Genomic DNA, 15,995 nt, shown 5'->3' with positions numbered 1-15,995 from the left:
GCGGCGTTCGGGGCGCGGCCGTCCAAGGTGCGGCCGGCTCAGGGGAACCGGCTCGGATCCGACCAGCTCCGGCCCGGCTGGCTAGGTGGCAGCCGCCGGGCTTCAATCCGGCTGCTGCCCGGTGGGAGGCGGATCCTCCGACCACGGAGCGTCACTCCGTCGTCCGGGCGCATCACATCGAGCGTGATACCTCAGAGTCATTTTGATACCTCTGAGGTATCACGCTCACCACATTGTTGCTTCGCTGACCCGCCCGCCCACACGACGACAGTGGACGGGCGGCTCGGCTCAGCGTGGGGAGTTCGGGTCGTCGCGGTGGAAGCGCTGGGTCCGGTCGACGTCCTCGCCACCGGGCGGCACGGCCGGCCCGCCCACCTCGCCGGGCTGGCGCGGGATGGTCTGGGTCGGGTCGGCCGACGGCGGCTGGCCGAACGGCGGAGCGGTGTTCGGGCCGGCGAACGGCGGCGCGGACTGCGGCGTGCCGAACGGCGGCGCCGACTGCGGAGCGGCGCCGAACGGCGGGGCCGAGGCCGGGCCCTGCTGGCCGTACTGGCCGTACTGGCCGGCGGCCGGGTAACCGGCGGACGGCTGGCCGGCGGCCGGGTAACCGGCGGACGGCTGGCCGGCGGGCGGGTAGCCGGCGCCGGGGTGGCCGCCGGGCTGGCCCGGGGGCGGGTAACCGGCGGAGGGGTAGCCGCCCTGGCCGGACTGCTGCGGCCAACCGGGCTGCGGCTGGCCGTACACGCCGGGCTGCGGCTTGGGGCGGGGGACGAAGTAGAACGCCCGCCAGACCCGGTAGACGACGAACGCGGCGAGGGCGAAGAACGCGAACCAGGCGGCCCGGGTCAGCAGGCCGAGCAGGGCGTCCAGCAGCTCCGCGTCGGCCAGCCGGTTGACCAGCCAGATCAGGAAGGTCAGTGTGCCGAAGAGCGCGCCGAAGGCGTACTCGCCGACCGCGACCTGGGTGATCTGCTTCGCCCGCGGCAGCACCGGCGAGACGTGCGTGGCGAGCAGCACGGCCAGCAGCGGCAGGACGGTCGCCTCGATGCCGACGAACGAGAAGAAGGTGCTGCCGGCCCGGCTCGAGAAGGTGCTGTACTCCGAGGCCGGCGCGAGCAGCCGGATCAGTCCGACGAAGAGCAGCACGGCGTTCGCGCCGAGCAGCACGAACGCGGCGAGTTCGCGCAGTGGACCGGTGAGCTGGCGGGCCTGCGTCGCGTCTTTCGGCGCCGGCTCGGCGGGGCTGGTCACGAGTTCTCCCTCGGGCGAAACGGACAGATGCCGACGTGAGCCTAGTCTCCCGGACCACCGTCGGACCGCAGGCGTCGCGTACGCGAGGATGGACGTCATGCGCATTGTGGTTCTGACCGGCGGGATCGGGGGCGCCCGGTTCCTGCTCGGCGTCCGGGCGTACGCCCGCGAGGTGGGCGCCGAGGTGACCGCCGTGGTCAACGTCGGCGACGACCTGCTCCTGCACGGGCTCAAGGTGTGCCCCGACCTGGACAGCGTCATGTACACCCTGGGCGGCGGGGCCGACCCGGAACGCGGCTGGGGACGGGTCGGTGAGACCTGGACGGTCAAGGCGGAGCTGGCCGCGTACGGCGCGGAGCCGACCTGGTTCGGGCTCGGCGACAAGGACATCGCCACCCACCTGGTGCGGACCACCATGCTCAACGCCGGGTACCCGCTCTCCGCGGTGACCGAGGCGCTGGCCAGCCGCTGGCAGCCCGGCGTACGCCTGCTGCCGGCCACCGACGACAGGCTGGAGACCCATGTGGTGGTCGACGGCGAGGAGGGGCAGCGGGCGATCCACTTCCAGGAGTGGTGGGTGCGCTACCGGGCGGACATCCCCACCCACCGGTTCGTCTTCGTCGGTGCGGAGACCGCCAAGCCGGCGTCGGGGGTGCTGGAGGCGATCGCCGGCGCGGACGCCGTGCTGGTCGCGCCGAGCAACCCGGTGGTGAGCGTCGCCCCGGTGCTCGCCGTGCCGGGGCTGCGCGACGCGGTCGCCCAGGGTCCGGCCCGGGTGGTCGGGGTCTCCCCGATCATCGGCGGCGCTCCGGTGCGCGGCATGGCCGACCGGTGCCTGTCGGTGCTGGGTGTGGAGTGCAGCGCCGCCGGGGTGGGCCGGCTCTACGGCGGGCGGAGCGAGGGCGGCCTGCTCGACGGCTGGCTGGTCGCGCCGGAGGACGAGGGCACCTCGGTGCCGGGGGTGGCGGTCCGGTCCGCGCCGCTGCGGATGACCGACGAGGCGGCGACCGCGCAGATGGTGCGGGCCGCGTTGGAGCTGGTGTGAGACTGGAGATCCTGCCGGTGCTGGGCATCGGCGACGTGACCGAGGGCGACGACCTGGCGGCGCTGATCGCGACCGCCGCGCCGTGGCTGCGCGACGGGGACGTGCTGGTGGTCACCAGCAAGATCGTCTCGAAGGCGGAGGGCCGGCTGGTCGACGTGCCGGCGGACGGGCCGGAGCGGCTCGCCGCGCGCGACGAGGTGCTGGCCGCCGAGACCGCCCGGGTGGTGGCGACCCGTGGCGCGACCCGGATCGTCCAGACGCACCACGGCTTCGTGATGGCCTCCGCCGGGATCGACGCTTCCAACGTCGACAAGACCCGGCTGGTGCTGCTGCCCAAGGACCCGGACGCCTCGGCCCGGGCGCTGCGCGCCGCCCTGGCCGAGCGGTATGGCGTCGACGTGGCGGTGATCGTCAGCGACACCATGGGTCGGCCCTGGCGCAACGGGCTCACCGACGTGGCGCTCGGCGTGGCCGGCATGTCCGCCATCCGCGACCACCGGGGCGAGGTCGACCCGTACGGCAACGAGTTGCAGCTGACCCAGATGGCCGTGGTGGACGAACTGGCCGGCGCCGGCGAGTTGATCAAGGGTAAGTGCGACCAGGTCCCGGTCGCGGTGGTGCGCGGCTACCTGGGCGCCGGCCGCACCGACGACGGCGCGGGCGCGAGCGTCCTGGTCCGGGACGCGACGATGGACCTCTTCTCCCTCGGCACCGCCGAGGCGCGGGCCGCCGGCCTCCGGTCCGCCGCGACCCTCGCCGACGGCACCGGTCCGACGCCGGCCGACCCGGAGGCGGTCCGGCGGGCCGTCGCCGCGGTCGCCGACGTGGTCGCGCCCGGCACCGCCTTCACCCACGTCACCGACGAGGAGGTACGCGCCGGCCTGGTCGCCACCGTCCCGGGCTGGCCGGCGGGGGCCACCGGGCTGATCCTCGGCGCGGCGCCCACCCCGGTCGACCGGCCGGACCTGGTGCGCTTCGGCGCGGACCTGCAACGGCTGCGCACCGCGCTGGCCGCCGAGGGGGTGCCCTCGGCGCTGCTGCCGCCCCCGTCGGGCAGCACCGCCAGCGCCTGCCTGGCGATCTGACGCCGGGCCGGGTCAGGCGTCCAGCATGGCCCGGCCCAGCGGGGTCAGGGTGTGCAGCACCATGTTGCGGTCCCGCTGGCTGACCAGCAGCCCGGCGTTGCGCAGCACGGCGGTGTGCTGGCTGGCGGCGGCCGGCGAGATGTGCAACCGCCGGGCCACCTCGCCGGTGGTGCAGCCGTCGTCGCTGGCCTCCAGCACCGCGGCCCGGGTCCGGCCGAGCAGCGCGGCGAGCGCCTCCCGCCCGGCTCCCTCGCGGGTCGGGCCGGCACCCTCGCCGGGCGCCGGGACCAGACCGCCCAGCCGGTCCACCGGATAGACCAGCACCGGGGGCAGCGCCGGGTCGAGCAGGGCCACCGGTGTACGCGCGCAGAAGAACGAGGGCACCAGCAGCAACCCGCGCCCGTCCAGGTGCAGCTCCCGGCTGTACGGGTAGTCGTGCACCTCCAACCGCCCGGAGTCCCAGCGCATGGTGGGGCGCAGGCTGGCCAGCAGCCCCTCCGCCCCGCCGTCGAGCAGGGCGCGGGCGCGGCGGTTGCGGTCGGCCTCCACCGCCGCCTGGATCCGCCCCCAGTACGGCTCGAGCGCCACCGACCGGTACTGCGTCATCGAGTCGGTCAGCAGTTGCAGCACCTCCGGCTCGCCGCGGGCCAGCGCGGAGGCGGAGGAGGGCAGCGAGTTCGCCCCCGCCAGCACGGTCAGGTCCCGATTCAGCAGGTCGATCGGGGTGGCCCGGACCGCGTCCAGCCCCGCCTCGAACCCCGCCACGCTCTGGTACGGGGTGAGGAAGTCGGGGAAGTAGCCGCGCGGCGGGTTCAGCGCGAAGAGCAGCCGGAGCTGGTTGGAGGTGACGTCACGGCGCAGCTCGCGGGCGACGCCCCGGCGCCAGTGCGCCATCAGCGGGTCCCGGGTGCGGCCCTGCAGCAGGTGCAGACTCAGCACCAGTTCCCAGATCGGGTCGGCCGCGGGGGCCACCCTGGTCCGGAGTATGTCCTCCTGAGAGAAGTGGATCGTCAGCATGGAAGCGCTCCTGAGGGCGGGCAGGGGGATTGCCCACCGACCCTCTGCACTCTACCCGCCCGGCACTTACCTCCACTTTTAAGCGTGAGCTGAAAAACCTCGACGCCCCGACCGCCGGTTGGCATGCTCCTACTGCCCGGTCCGGCGTGCGAAGGGGTCCACCAGCCACCCGACCGGGACGCCCGGGGGCGGTGGGCGCGTCCGGGAGACACCACGAGGGTCTGCGGCCCTGGTCCGCAGAGGTGTCCCCCGGGCGCTCCGCGCCGAGCGGGCCGGTCAGCCGATCCAGAGCGCGACCCGGTGGTCCTCGTCGGTGACGTAGAAGCAGCTCCCGTCCAGCTCGGCCAGACCCTCCACGTGGTGGAACGGCGCCAGATCGGCCACCAGCTCCCCGGTGACCAGGTGCTCCTCGGCGTCCGGCCGCCACCGGAAGCGGACGTGCCGGGAGGTCACCCCACCTCCCGCCGGATGGTCGTCCAGCAGCACCGAGCCCTTGCCCAGCGCGTCGATCGAGCCGACCACCGCCGCGTAGTCGCCGTCGGCGGTCGGGGCGATCGCGCGGAAGCCGACCAGCGCGCCTGGCGGCGTCACCCCGGTCAGCGCGTACGCCCGGCCGGCCACCGGCCAGTCGCCGTCCCCGGCGAACATCTCCGGCACCCCGGCCAGCTCGACCAGGATCGGCTCACCGGCGGCGGTCACCGGGAACCGGAGGCCGAGCAGCACGGTGCCGTCCGGGGTGAACGTGGCGGCCTCCACGTTCAGCGGCAGGTCGTCCTCGGCGAGCCGGCTCACCCAGCTCTTCGCCCGGGCGGTGCCCCGGGCCAGCGTCTCGACGATGAACCGGCGGCGGACCTGGTCGCCGGGCGGCAGCGGGGTGAAGGGTGCCTTCGCCAACGCGTCGTTGACCACCCGGTGCACCCGGAACCGGTTGCGCACCACCCGCACCGGCAGGGTCCCCGCCGCCGCGTCGTCCTCGCGGAACCGGGCCACGAACGCCCGGCGCGGGCGCAGCGGGCCGGCCTTCGAGCCGAAGTGCGAGCCGAAGACGTACACCCAGCCGTCATGGTGGGCCAGCGCCTCGCCGTCCTCGGTGCGCCCGTTCTCGACGCCGGCGTCGGCGGGCACGTGCCGGGCGATCCACTCGCCGTCGGAGCGTTCCAGCAGCAGGGCCAGGCAGCGCTCGACCGGGCCCTCGTCCAGCACCGTCCAGAACCCGCGCCGGGCGCCGTACGCGCGCAGCAGCGCCGGGGAACGGACCGGCAGCAGGTCACTGGCCTCGTTGCCGGCCACGACGAACTCGACGAGTCGCAGGGTCACTGGGCCAGGGTACGGAGCCGACGCTCGTAGAGTGTCGGGGTGCCCGACGTCTTTGCCACCACCGACCCCGCCGGCCGCCCGTCCCCGTCCGGCGGCGAGGCGGCGCTGCACGCCGACGCGGTGGCGCTGCTGAGTGGGTGGACGGCGACCAGCCCCGCCGCCGCCGAGGCGCGGGACCGCACCCTGGAGCTGCTGACCGCCGGACCGGTGGCGATGGGCCGCAGCCACCGACCCGGGCACGTCACCGCCAGCGCGCTGGTGCTGGACGCCACCGGCGACCGGGTGCTGCTCTGCCTGCACGGCAAGTTCCGCCGGTGGGTGCAGCTCGGCGGGCACTGCGAGCCGGCCGACCGCACCCTCGCCGGGGCCGCGCTGCGCGAGGCGACCGAGGAGTCGGGGATCGCCGGCCTGGTCGTCGACCCGGTGCCGATCGACGTGGACATCCACCCGGTCGCCTGCCAGGGCGGCTCGCTGCACCACGACGTACGCTTCGCGGTCTTCGCCCCGCCCGGCGCGGTGGAACGGGTCAGCGACGAGTCCGAGGCACTGGGCTGGTTCCCGCCGGACCGGCTGCCCGAGCCGCTGGCCGGCGGGACGGTCCAGCTCGTCGCGCCGGCCCTGGCCGCGCTGCGCCGCCGCGCCTGAGCAGGCGACCGGCGGCGAGGCGGGTCAGATCAGGCCCTCCTCGCCGCGCTCCTTGAGCGCGTCGACCAGCACCTTGACGTCCTGGGCGCGGTCGCGCGGGCAGACCAGCACCGCGTCCGGGGTGTCCACCACGATCAGGTCCCGCACCCCGAGCGCGGCGACCAGCCGGCCGGACTGCGGCACCACCACCAGGTCGGCGCAGTCGTGCAGCAGCACGCCCGGCTTGGCGTCGGTGCCCAGCACCACGTTGCCGTCCGGGTCGGCGGGGAGCACGTCACCGAGGGTGTGGAAGTCGCCGACGTCGTTCCAGCCGAAGTCGCCGGGCACCGTCGCGACCCGACCGGCGGTCGCCGCGCCCTCCATCACCGCGTAGTCGACGGAGATCTTCGGCAGCGTCGGCCAGACCGTGCCCAGGATGTCGTCCTGCTCGGGGGTGCCCCAGGCGGCGGCGATGGCGCTCACCCCGGCGTGCAGGGCCGGCTGCTGGCGGGCCAGTTCGGCGAGGAAGACGTCCACCCGCCAGACGAACATGCTGGCGTTCCAGAGGTGTCGCCCCGAGCGCAGGTACGCCTCGGCGACCGGCGCGGCCGGCTTCTCCTTGAACTCGGTGACCGGGCGCAGTGGACCGTCGCCGGTCGGCTCGCCGGTCTCCAGGTAGCCGTACCCGGTCTCGGCACGGGTCGGGGTGATGCCCACCGTCATCAGCAGACCCCGCTCCGCGCCGCGTACCGCCGCGCGCACCGTCTCCACCCAGGCGTCGGCGTCGCGGATCAGGTGGTCGGCCGCGAAGGAGCCCATCACCGCCTCCGGGTCCCGCTGCGCGATCACCGCGGCGGCCAGCGCGATCGCCGCGCAGGAGTCCCGCGGCGAGGGCTCCACCAGGATGTTCTCCTCGGGCACGCCGGTGAGCTGCCGGGCCACCGCCGCCGCGTGCGCCGCTCCGGTGACGACCAGGATGTGCTCCGGTGTGGTCAGCGGCGCCAGCCGGTTGACGGTCGCCTGGAGCAGCGAGGCGGTGGTGCCGGTGAGCGGGTGGAGGAACTTGGGGTGCCCCGCGCGGGACAGCGGCCACAGTCTCGTGCCGCTGCCACCCGCCGGGATGACGGCGTAGAGCATCAGCACATCATGCCCGAACCGTTTCGGGGCGGACGCGGGGTCGTTCGCAGGGTCGTCGCACGCTCAGGCCCGGGCCCGGCTCCACGCCGCGATGTGCACCTCGGCGCTGGACCCCCAGGTGAACTCCTTGGCCCGGTCGAAACCGGCCTTGGCCAGGGAGAGCCGGCGCTGCTCGTCGTCGAGGAGGGCGGCCAGGTCGGTGGCGATCTGGTCCGGGTCCTCGCTGGTGTAGGCGACCGCGTCGCCACCCACCTCGGGCAGCGAGAGGCGCGGGGTGGTGAGCACCGGGGCGGCGCACGCCATCGCCTCCAGGATCGGCAGCCCGAACCCCTCGCCGTACGACGGGTAGGCGGCCACCAGCGCGCCGCCGAGGAAGCCGGGCAGGTCGGCGTAGCGCAGGTAGCCCGGGCGCAGCAGGCGCAGGTGCGACGGCACCTCGGCCACCGCGCGGTCGATGTCGTCGTCGTGCCCCTGCCCGCCGGCGACCACCAGGGCCGGCGGGTTGTCCCGGTCGCCCACCGCGCGGGCCCAGCCGCGGATCAGGTTGGGGACGTTCTTGCGCGGCTCCTTGGCGCCGAGGAAGGCGACGTAGCTGTTGTTGCCCAACCCCAGCCGGGCCCGGACCCGGGCCTTCTCCTCCTCGCTGGGCGCGTGGAAGGCCGCCTGGTCGACGCCGTGGTAGGCGACGTCGATCCGGGTGGGGTCGGCGTCGAGCAGCCGGATCAACTCGTCCCGGGTGGCCTTGCTCGGCACGATCACCCGGTCGGCCCGGCGCAGCGAGGTCTTGATCGCGCTGCGGAAGAACGTCCGCCGGGACTTGTCGTAGTGCTCCGGCTCGGTGAAGAAGGTCGCGTCGTGCACGGTCACGGTGACCGGGCAGCCGGCCCGCAGCGGGCAGGTGTAGAAGGGCGAGTGCAGCACCTCGGCGCCGACCTGCTGGGCGAGCAGCGGCAGGCCGGTCTGCTCCCAGGCGAGGCGGGCGGGCCGGTGCGCGACGGCCGCCGGGGCGGGGATGACCTCCGCGCCCGGCAGCATCCGGGTGTAGCGCTCCAGATCGGTGCGGAGGCTGACCACGACCAGGTCCACCCCCGTACCGCACACGGTGCCGAGGGCGCCGAGGAGGCCGTCGACGTATCTACCGACGCCGCCACGGTCGGCGGGGACACTCGTGGCGTCGATGAGCACGCGGGGCGGGCGACCGGCGGTCACGGGGCGACTCCTTGAACTGGCGGGTCTGTGGGGAACAACACTCCGGGCAAGCCTACGCCGGAGCCCGGTCCGGACGCTGACTGCGACCCGACGGTACGCCGACTTGTCATCGTCATCGAGTACGGGTCTCGGCGGCGTATCGTTCGCGCCGATGGCCGAGAACATTGCCCGGGTCTTCGCCGACGCGATCGCGACCGACCCCGCCCGCCCCCTGCTGACCTGGTACGACGACGCCACCGGCGAACGCACCGAACTGTCCGGCGCGACCCTGGCGAACTGGGTGGCCAAGACCGCCAACCTGCTCGTCGACGAGCTCGCCCTCTCCCCCGGCGACGCCGCCGCGGTGCTGCTCCCGCCACACTGGCAGACCGCCGCGGTGCTGCTGGGCTGCTGGTCGGCGGGAGTGACGGTGGCCGACACGCCGGGCGACGTGGACGTGCTCTTCGCCGCCGCCGACCGGGTCGCCGAGGCGACCGCCTGGCCGGCCGGGGACCGGTACGCCCTCGCGCTCGCTCCGTTCGCCGCCCCGCTGCGCGCGGTGCCGGCCGGTTTCGCCGACTACGTGGTCGAGGTACGCACCCACGGCGACCACTTCACGCCGTACTCGCAGGGTGGCCCGGGCGACGCGGCGCTGCTGGCCCGGGCGACCGACCGCGCGACAGAGCTGTGCATCGCCCCCGGCGACCGCCTCCTGGTCGACGCCGCCCGGCACCCCGACCCGGTCGACTGGCTGCTCGCCCCGCTGGAGCGGGGTGCCAGCGTCGTCCTCTGCGGCAACCTCGACGCCACCCGGCTCGACGGCCGGGTGGCGTCCGAGAAGGTGACCCGGATCGTCGGCTGAGCCGGGCCCCGCGACCGCGCCGGCGGGCGCGGTGCGGGGCGGGTCAGGCGGGGGTGGGGGTGTCGTGGTCGCTGGCGCGGCGCTGGGCGAAGGTGGCGAAGGCGGTCAGCGACTCGGGGTTGGCCAGGGCGCCCTTGGCGGCGGCCGAGTCCACCGGGGTGCCGGTGAGGATCTTCTTGACCGGCACCTCCAGCTTCTTCGCTGACAGCGTGCGCGGCACGGCGCGGACCTGGTGGATCTCGTCCGGGACGTGCCGGGGCGACAGGGCGGTACGCAGCTCGCGGCAGATCTTCCGGCGCAGCGCGTCGTCCAGCTCCAGACCCTCGGCGAGGACCACGAAGAGCAGCAGCTCGCCGGCGCCGCCCTCGTCGTCCTCCAGGTGCACGACCACCGAGTCGACGACCTCGTCCAGCCCCTCGACCACCGAGTAGAACTCGGCGGTGCCGAGCCGGACGCCGCCCCGGTTCAGGGTGGCGTCCGAGCGGCCGGTGATGACGCAGCCGCCCCGGTCGTTGATCGTGATCCAGTCGCCGTGCCGCCACACCCCGGGGTAGACCTCGAAGTACGCCTCCCGGTAGCGGCGGCCGTCCGGGTCGTTCCAGAAGCCCACCGGCATGCTCGGCATCGGCGCGGTGATCACCAGCTCGCCCAGCTCGCCGATGACCGGGGTGCCGTCGGCGGAGCGGGCCTCCACCCGCGCGCCGAGGGCCCGGCAGGTGATCTCACCGGCGTGCACCGGCAGCAGCGGCACCCCGCCGACGAACCCGGTGCAGACGTCCGTGCCGCCGGAGAGGGACTGGAGCTGGGGGCGCTCGCCGACCGTCTCGTACACCCAGGTGAAGCCCTCGGCGGGCAGCGGCGCGCCGGTCGAACCGACCCCGCGCAGCGCGGAGAGGTCGGCGATCTCCCGGGGCACCAGGCCGGCCTTGCGGCAGGCCAGCAGGAACGGCGCCGAGGTGCCGAAGTACGTCGTGCCGGTCTCCTCGGCCAGCCGCCAGAGCGCACCCAGGTCGGGGTGGCCCGGGTTGCCGTCGAAGAGCACGATCGTCGCGCCCACCGCCGGCGCGGAGACCAGGAAGTTCCACATCATCCAGCCGGTGGTGGTGAACCAGAAGAACCGGTCGGCCGGGCCCAGGTCGTGATGCAGGGCGAGCATCTTCAGGTGCTCCAGCAGGATGCCCCCGTGCCCGTGCACGATCGGCTTGGGCAGGCCGGTGGTGCCGGAGGAGTAGAGCACGTAGAGCGGGTGGTCGAACGGCACCGGGGTGAACGACAGCGGCTCGTCGGTCTCCGCCGCCAGCTCGTTCCAGGCCAGCGCCCCCACCGGCGGGGCGCCCGCCGGGTCGAGGTAGGCGATGCCGACGGTGTGCTCCAGCGAGGGCAGCGCGGCCCGGATGGCGGCCACCTCGCCGCGCCGGTCCACCGGCTTGTCGCCGTACCGGTAGCCGTCCACGGCCACCAGCACCTTCGGCTCGATCTGCTGCCAGCGGTCAGTGACGCTGCGGGTGCCGAACTCGGGCGCGCAGGAGGAGAAGATCGCGCCGAGGCTGCTGGTGGCGAGCAGCAGCACGTACGTCTCGGGGATGTTCGGGGCGTACGCGGCCACCCGGTCCCCGGCGACCACGCCGAGCCGGCGCAGCCCGGCCGCCACCCGGCGGACCTGCTCGCGCAGCTGCGCGGCGGTGAGGGTGACCGGCGCGCGGGTCTGGCCGTGCGCGATCACCACCGGGTCGTCGTCCGAGCGGCCCGGCATCCGCAGCACGTTCTCGGCGTAGTTGAGCGTGGCTCCGGGAAACCAGCGGGTGCCCGGCATCGCCGGGTCGGTCAGGGTCGCCGTCGGCGGGGTGTGCGCGACGACCTCGAAGTGGTCCCAGACCGAGCGCCAGAACGCGGCCAGGTCGTCGACCGACCAGCGCCACAGCTCGTCGTAGTCGGCGAAGTCCAGCCCGCGGTGCTCACGCAGCCAGCGCAGGTAGTTCCCGATCCGCGACCGCTGGAGTACGTCCGCCGGCGGCGTCCACAGCACGTCACCCACTGCTCCACCCTCCCTCGGGCCCCGCACCACACTGTGAATGGGCCGTGGCGCCATCTTGCCCTACCTCGAAGCGTCATTCTCCGCACCCGGCGCCGGTGAGGGGGCGTGGCCGGCCCACACGCCGGACCGGCCACCTGTGTGGGTCGCCCCGCACCGGGACGGGCGGGACGGGCGGGACGGGCGGGACGGGCGGGACGCCTCAGCCGGCCCGGTGCGCCTGGATGGCCCGGCGCCGGGCCAGCCGGTGCGCCCGGCGGATCTCCGCCTCCCGGAACCGGCGCTCGTCCTCCAGGGTCTCCGGCAGCACCGGCCGGACCGCCCGGGGCGCGCCGCCCACGTCGACGCCGACGAAGACCAGGTACGCGGTGGCCACCCGGACCGGCTCGTCCTCGGCCGAGTCCCAGCGCTCGGCGACCACCCGGACGCCCACCTCCATCGAGGTCTGCCCGGTCCAGTTCACCTGGGCGTGCGCGTGCACCAGGTCGCCGACCCGGACCGCCTCGGAGAAGACGATCTCGTCGATGGCCGCGGTCACGGCGGTGCCCCCGCTGTGCCGCGCCGCGGCGGCCCCGGCCACGTCGTCGACGAACTTCATCAGCACCCCGCCATGCACCGTCCCGTAGAGGTTGACGTCGACGGCGGTCATGATGCGGCTCAACGTGACCCGGGAGTACGAGGTGGGCTTGCCCGGCGGGGCGGCGGAGGGGTGCTCGGTCATGGAGGAAACGGTACGGTGCGCGGATGCGACATCTCTGGAGCTTCCTCGCCGGGTTGGTGGTGGCGCCCATCACCTGGGTGCTGATCACTCTCGGGCAGGACGGGTCGGGTCGGACCGTGAACCGCTGGGTGGAGATCGGTACGTACAGCACGCCCAACCTGATCGAGCCGGCCGTCTACCTCGGCGTCGCCGGCATCCTGCTCGGTCTGCTCGGCACCCTGCGCATCTCGCCGCTCGGCCCCCTCGTCGCCGGGCTGCTGCTGGTCATCCCGTACGTGGGGATGTTCATCGCCCCGTTCACCGTGCTCGACAAGATTCCGGACGGCTGGAAGGTACTCGGGGACCCGCTGCCGCTGGACCAGCCGGTGCGGAACGGCACGCTGTTCCTGATCGGCCTGCTGCTGCTGATGGCGACCTTCAGCGTGCAGCGGTGGCGACAGTGGCCGGCGGCGCCGTCGACCGGGGCGGAGCTGACCCCGGCCGACGGCACACCGCCGGAGAACACCTTCACGCTCGGCGACTGGCCGCCGTCCGGGGCGCGGAGCGAGCAGGACACCGCCCCGCTCACCCTCGGCTACCCGGACCTGGGCACCCCCACCGAGCCGCTGCCCCGGCGCAGCGGCACGGAGTCGCCGTGGACCGCGCCGCCCCGCTACGGGGCCGCGAGCGACAGCACCGACAACCGTTGACGGCCGCGGGCGGGCCGGCGAACCGGCCCGCCCGCCCGACCGGTCGTCGTCAGCCCTTGAGGAGCTGACGGGCCATCACGATGCGCTGCACCTGGTTGGTGCCCTCGTAGATCTGGGTGATCTTGGCGTCCCGCATCATCCGCTCGACCGGGTAGTCGCGGGTGTAGCCGTAGCCGCCGAGCAGCTGCACCGCATCGGTGGTGATCTCCATGGCGGCGTCGGAGGCGAAGCACTTGGCCGCCGCGCCGAAGTAGGTCAGGTCGGCGTCGCCGCGCTCGGACTTGCCGGCGGCGGCGTACGTGAGCTGCCGGGCCGCCTCCAGCTTCATGCCCATGTCGGCGAGCATGAACTGGATGCCCTGGAACTCCGCGATCGCCTTGCCGAACTGCTTGCGCTCGCTGACGTATCCCTTGGCGTAGTCGAGCGCGCCCTGGGCGATGCCGACGGCCTGCGCGGCGATGGTGACCCGGGTGTGGTCCAGGGTCTTCATCGCGGTGGCGAAGCCGGTGCCCTCGGCGCCGATCATGCGGTCGGCCGGGATCCGGACGTTGTCGAGGTAGACCTCGCGGGTCGGGGAGCCCTTGATGCCGAGCTTCTTCTCCGGCGCGCCGAAGCTGACCCCGGCGTCGGCCTTCTCCACCACGAAGGCGGAGATGCCCCGGGAGCGGGCTGTGGGATCGGTCACAGCGAAGACGGTGTAGTACTCCGACACGCCCGCGTTGGTGATCCACCGCTTCACGCCGTTGAGCACCCAGTGGTCGCCGTCGCGCACCGCCCGGGTGGTCATCGACGCGGCGTCGCTGCCCGCCTCCGGCTCGGAGAGGCAGTACGAGAACATCGCGTCGCCCGAGGCGACCCGGGTCAGGTACTTCTGCTTGAGCTCCTCGGAACCGGCCAGGATCAGCGGCATGGTGCCGAGCTTGTTCACCGCCGGGATCAGCGAGGACGAGGCGCAGGCCCGCGCCACCTCCTCGATCACGATGGCCGTGGCCAGCGCGTCCGCGCCGGCGCCGCCGTACTCGACGGGGATGTGCGGGGCGTGGAAGTCCGCGGCCCGCAGCGCGTCGTAGGACGCCTTGGGGAACTCACCGGTCTCGTCCGCCTCGGCGGCGTTGGGGGCCACCTTCGCGGCACAGACCTCACGGACCGCCTCCCGGATCGCCTCGTGCTCCTCCGGCAACCGGTAGACGTCGAACGACTGCTCTGCGGCCATGTCGGCCCTCCCCTTTCACCGCTATCATGCGCAGTCTGTGGCGTTTTGAAGGTCCGCCGACTGCCGCAGAGTGAAGGATAGCTACCAGGTCCGACCGGACCTTACCGGCGGGTAGGCTCGCGCACGACAGGCGTCGACACGGCACAACTACCCTCACACAAGACGACAAAGTTCCCTCGGCGCCGGCCATGGCGCCCCAGCCGAACGCGACGCAGCGACGCGCCGCCAGTGCGAGCGGAGAAGACAGGCGTGACGATCCCGTACCCGAACATCCAGCCGGTGCCGGCCATCACCCCGGTGACGCCGCCCTCGGGTGCCCCGCGACCGCGGGTGACCTTCCTCGGGACCGGTTACCTCGGCGCGACGTACGCCATCTGCTACGCCGAGCTGGGTTACGAGGTCCTCGGCTTCGACGTCGACGCGGACAAGATCGCCAAGCTGAACGCGGGCGAGGTCCCGATCCACGAGCCGGGCCTGGACGAGCTGCTCCGGCGCAACCTCGCCGCCGGTCGGCTGCGGTTCAGCACCGACATCGGCGAGGTCGCCGACTTCGGCGACGTGCACTTCATCTGCGTGGGCACCCCGCAGCGCGCCGACGGGATGGGCGCCGACCTGTCGTACGTCGAGGCGTCGGTGACCAGCCTGGCCCAGCACCTGACCCGCAAGGCGCTGATCGTCGGCAAGTCCACCGTCCCGGTCGGCACCGCCGAGTGGGTGGAGCAGCTCGTCGGCAAGCACACCCCCAACGACCTGGGCGTCGAGGTGGCCTGGAGCCCCGAGTTCCTCCAGGAGGGCTTCGCCGTCGACGACGTGCTGCGCCCCAACCGGATCGTGGTCGGCGTCAAGACCGAGTGGGCCAACGGCATGCTCTACGCCGCCCACAAGGGCGTCTTCGACCTGGCCGCCACCGAGGACCGCGAGGTGCCCCTGGTGGTCACCGACTTCGCCACCGCAGAGCTGGTCAAGGTCGCCGCGAACGCCTTCCTGGCCACCAAGATCTCCTTCATCAACGCGATGGCCGAGGTCTGCGAGGCCGCCGGCGGCGACGTCACCCAGCTGGCCCGGGCCATCGGGTACGACCCGCGCATCGGCAACCGGTTCCTCCAGGCCGGGCTCGGCTTCGGCGGCGCCTGCCTGCCCAAGGACATCCGCGCCTTCCAGGCCCGGGCGCAGGAGCTGGGCGCCGGCGAGGCGCTGCGCTTCCTGCACGAGGTGGACCTGATCAACCTCCGCCGCCGTACCCGGGTCCTCCAGCTCGCCGCCGACCTGCTCGGCCGCCGCTCCGGCCCGGCCGGCCCGGACTTCTCCGGCACCCGGATCGCCGTGCTGGGCGCCACCTTCAAGCCCAACACCGACGACGTCCGCGACGCCCCGGCGCTCGCCGTCGCCGCCCTGCTGGCCAAGTCCGGCGCGGACGTGCACGTGTACGACCCGCAGGGCACCGAGAACGCCCGCCGGGTGGCCCCCGAGCTGACCTACGAGGCCAGCATGAACGACGCGGTGACCGGCGCCGACCTGGTCTGCGTGCTCACCGAGTGGGCCGACTTCCGCAACGCCGACCCGGTCGTCCTCGGCGAGCTGGCCGCCGGACGCAAGGTGGTCGACGGGCGCAACTGCCTCGACTCCACACTGTGGACCCAGGCCGGCTGGGAATACCGCGGCATGGGCCGCCCCTGACGGCTACGCGCCGACGCGCCGGCCGGGAAGCATAGCTTCCCGGCCGACGCTCGTCGTTGTGCCGAATCGCCAGCGCCAGGTGTCGAAATCCGCGCCGGGGCAGGGCATGCTCGACACTGGAGGTCCACAGTGCGGGC

At 73.9% G+C, this 15,995-nt stretch carries 14 protein-coding genes; 6 read left to right on the top strand and 8 right to left on the bottom strand.

Annotated features, from left to right (window positions below; genetic code table 11):
• Nucleotides 1–288: 288 nt before the first annotated feature.
• Nucleotides 289–1,251, bottom strand: a complete 963-nt coding sequence (locus ACTWM8_RS04960) for a hypothetical protein (RefSeq protein WP_446212749.1) — start codon at nucleotides 1,249–1,251, stop codon at nucleotides 289–291.
• Between the two features lie 97 nt (nucleotides 1,252–1,348).
• Here ACTWM8_RS04960 and cofD point away from each other — a divergent pair, with 97 nt between their 5' ends.
• Entirely contained in the window at nucleotides 1,349–2,296 is a 948-nt protein-coding gene (cofD, locus tag ACTWM8_RS04955; protein WP_446212748.1) for a 2-phospho-L-lactate transferase, read from the top strand.
• Nucleotides 2,293–3,381 (top strand): coenzyme F420-0:L-glutamate ligase, encoded by a 1,089-nt coding sequence (locus tag ACTWM8_RS04950; protein WP_446212747.1) that lies wholly within the window; start codon nucleotides 2,293–2,295, stop codon nucleotides 3,379–3,381. The genes cofD and ACTWM8_RS04950 overlap by 4 nt, the downstream gene beginning before the upstream one ends.
• Nucleotides 3,382–3,393: 12 nt before the next feature.
• Here ACTWM8_RS04950 and ACTWM8_RS04945 read toward each other — a convergent pair whose 3' ends face one another.
• Together ACTWM8_RS04945 and ACTWM8_RS04940 are read right to left on the bottom strand one after the other, a co-directional pair.
• On the bottom strand, nucleotides 3,394–4,398 hold the full coding sequence (locus ACTWM8_RS04945; protein ID WP_446212746.1) for an ArsR/SmtB family transcription factor: 1,005 nt from the start codon (nucleotides 4,396–4,398) through the stop codon (nucleotides 3,394–3,396).
• Nucleotides 4,399–4,674: 276 nt separating this feature from the next.
• Complete coding sequence (locus tag ACTWM8_RS04940; protein WP_446212745.1) at nucleotides 4,675–5,715, bottom strand: hypothetical protein; 1,041 nt, start codon at nucleotides 5,713–5,715, stop codon at nucleotides 4,675–4,677.
• Nucleotides 5,716–5,820: 105 nt separating this feature from the next.
• On the opposite strand from ACTWM8_RS04940, the gene ACTWM8_RS04935 reads away from it, so the two are divergent.
• Nucleotides 5,821–6,360 carry an NUDIX hydrolase gene (locus tag ACTWM8_RS04935; protein WP_446214473.1) on the top strand — a complete coding sequence of 180 codons (540 nt, stop codon included), beginning with the start codon at nucleotides 5,821–5,823 and terminating at the stop codon, nucleotides 6,358–6,360.
• A 24-nt stretch (nucleotides 6,361–6,384) separates the two neighbouring features.
• On the opposite strand, the gene ACTWM8_RS04930 is transcribed toward ACTWM8_RS04935, so the two are convergent.
• Both ACTWM8_RS04930 and ACTWM8_RS04925 read right to left on the bottom strand, forming a co-directional pair.
• On the bottom strand, nucleotides 6,385–7,476 hold the full coding sequence (locus ACTWM8_RS04930) for a mannose-1-phosphate guanylyltransferase (RefSeq protein ID WP_446212744.1): 1,092 nt from the start codon (nucleotides 7,474–7,476) through the stop codon (nucleotides 6,385–6,387).
• 63 nt (nucleotides 7,477–7,539) lie between these two features.
• Nucleotides 7,540–8,685 (bottom strand): glycosyltransferase family 4 protein, encoded by a 1,146-nt coding sequence (locus ACTWM8_RS04925; protein WP_446212743.1) that lies wholly within the window; start codon nucleotides 8,683–8,685, stop codon nucleotides 7,540–7,542.
• A gap of 151 nt (nucleotides 8,686–8,836) precedes the next feature.
• On the opposite strand from ACTWM8_RS04925, the gene ACTWM8_RS04920 reads away from it, so the two are divergent.
• The gene (locus ACTWM8_RS04920) at nucleotides 8,837–9,526 is read left to right on the top strand and encodes a TIGR03089 family protein (RefSeq protein WP_446212742.1); all 690 of its coding nucleotides are present in this window, start codon (nucleotides 8,837–8,839) and stop codon (nucleotides 9,524–9,526) included.
• A 43-nt stretch (nucleotides 9,527–9,569) separates the two neighbouring features.
• On the opposite strand, the gene ACTWM8_RS04915 is transcribed toward ACTWM8_RS04920, so the two are convergent.
• Complete coding sequence (locus tag ACTWM8_RS04915; protein WP_446212741.1) at nucleotides 9,570–11,561, bottom strand: acetoacetate--CoA ligase; 1,992 nt, start codon at nucleotides 11,559–11,561, stop codon at nucleotides 9,570–9,572.
• 199 nt (nucleotides 11,562–11,760) lie between these two features.
• Nucleotides 11,761–12,279, bottom strand: a complete 519-nt coding sequence (locus tag ACTWM8_RS04910) for an acyl-CoA thioesterase (RefSeq protein WP_154939395.1) — start codon at nucleotides 12,277–12,279, stop codon at nucleotides 11,761–11,763.
• Nucleotides 12,280–12,302: 23 nt separating this feature from the next.
• Here ACTWM8_RS04910 and ACTWM8_RS04905 point away from each other — a divergent pair, with 23 nt between their 5' ends.
• Nucleotides 12,303–12,968 (top strand): hypothetical protein, encoded by a 666-nt coding sequence (locus ACTWM8_RS04905; RefSeq protein WP_446212740.1) that lies wholly within the window; start codon nucleotides 12,303–12,305, stop codon nucleotides 12,966–12,968.
• A 49-nt stretch (nucleotides 12,969–13,017) separates the two neighbouring features.
• Here ACTWM8_RS04905 and ACTWM8_RS04900 read toward each other — a convergent pair whose 3' ends face one another.
• The gene (locus tag ACTWM8_RS04900) at nucleotides 13,018–14,181 is read right to left on the bottom strand and encodes an acyl-CoA dehydrogenase family protein (RefSeq protein ID WP_377604366.1); all 1,164 of its coding nucleotides are present in this window, start codon (nucleotides 14,179–14,181) and stop codon (nucleotides 13,018–13,020) included.
• Between the two features lie 249 nt (nucleotides 14,182–14,430).
• Between ACTWM8_RS04900 and ACTWM8_RS04895 the strand changes: the two genes are divergently transcribed.
• On the top strand, nucleotides 14,431–15,858 hold the full coding sequence (locus ACTWM8_RS04895) for a UDP-glucose dehydrogenase family protein (RefSeq protein WP_446212739.1): 1,428 nt from the start codon (nucleotides 14,431–14,433) through the stop codon (nucleotides 15,856–15,858).
• Nucleotides 15,859–15,995 lie beyond the last annotated feature (137 nt).

Source organism: Micromonospora sp. IBSANI012 (assembly GCF_052814045.1).
Note: the sequence above shows the minus strand (reverse complement) of the source record. Positions and strands in the feature narration are given on the sequence as shown.

What these genes read in the sequence shown, in the direction of transcription:
- cofD (WP_446212748.1), top strand. Translation starts at nt 1,349, where the DNA reads ATGCGCATTGTGGTTCTGACCGGCGGGATCGGGGGCGCCCGGTTCCTG.
- ACTWM8_RS04945 (WP_446212746.1), bottom strand. Translation starts at nt 4,398, where the DNA reads ATGCTGACGATCCACTTCTCTCAGGAGGACATACTCCGGACCAGGGTG.
- ACTWM8_RS04930 (WP_446212744.1), bottom strand. Translation starts at nt 7,476, where the DNA reads ATGCTCTACGCCGTCATCCCGGCGGGTGGCAGCGGCACGAGACTGTGG.
- ACTWM8_RS04920 (WP_446212742.1), top strand. Translation starts at nt 8,837, where the DNA reads ATGGCCGAGAACATTGCCCGGGTCTTCGCCGACGCGATCGCGACCGAC.
- ACTWM8_RS04910 (WP_154939395.1), bottom strand. Translation starts at nt 12,279, where the DNA reads ATGACCGAGCACCCCTCCGCCGCCCCGCCGGGCAAGCCCACCTCGTAC.
- ACTWM8_RS04905 (WP_446212740.1), top strand. Translation starts at nt 12,303, where the DNA reads ATGCGACATCTCTGGAGCTTCCTCGCCGGGTTGGTGGTGGCGCCCATC.
- ACTWM8_RS04900 (WP_377604366.1), bottom strand. Translation starts at nt 14,181, where the DNA reads ATGGCCGCAGAGCAGTCGTTCGACGTCTACCGGTTGCCGGAGGAGCAC.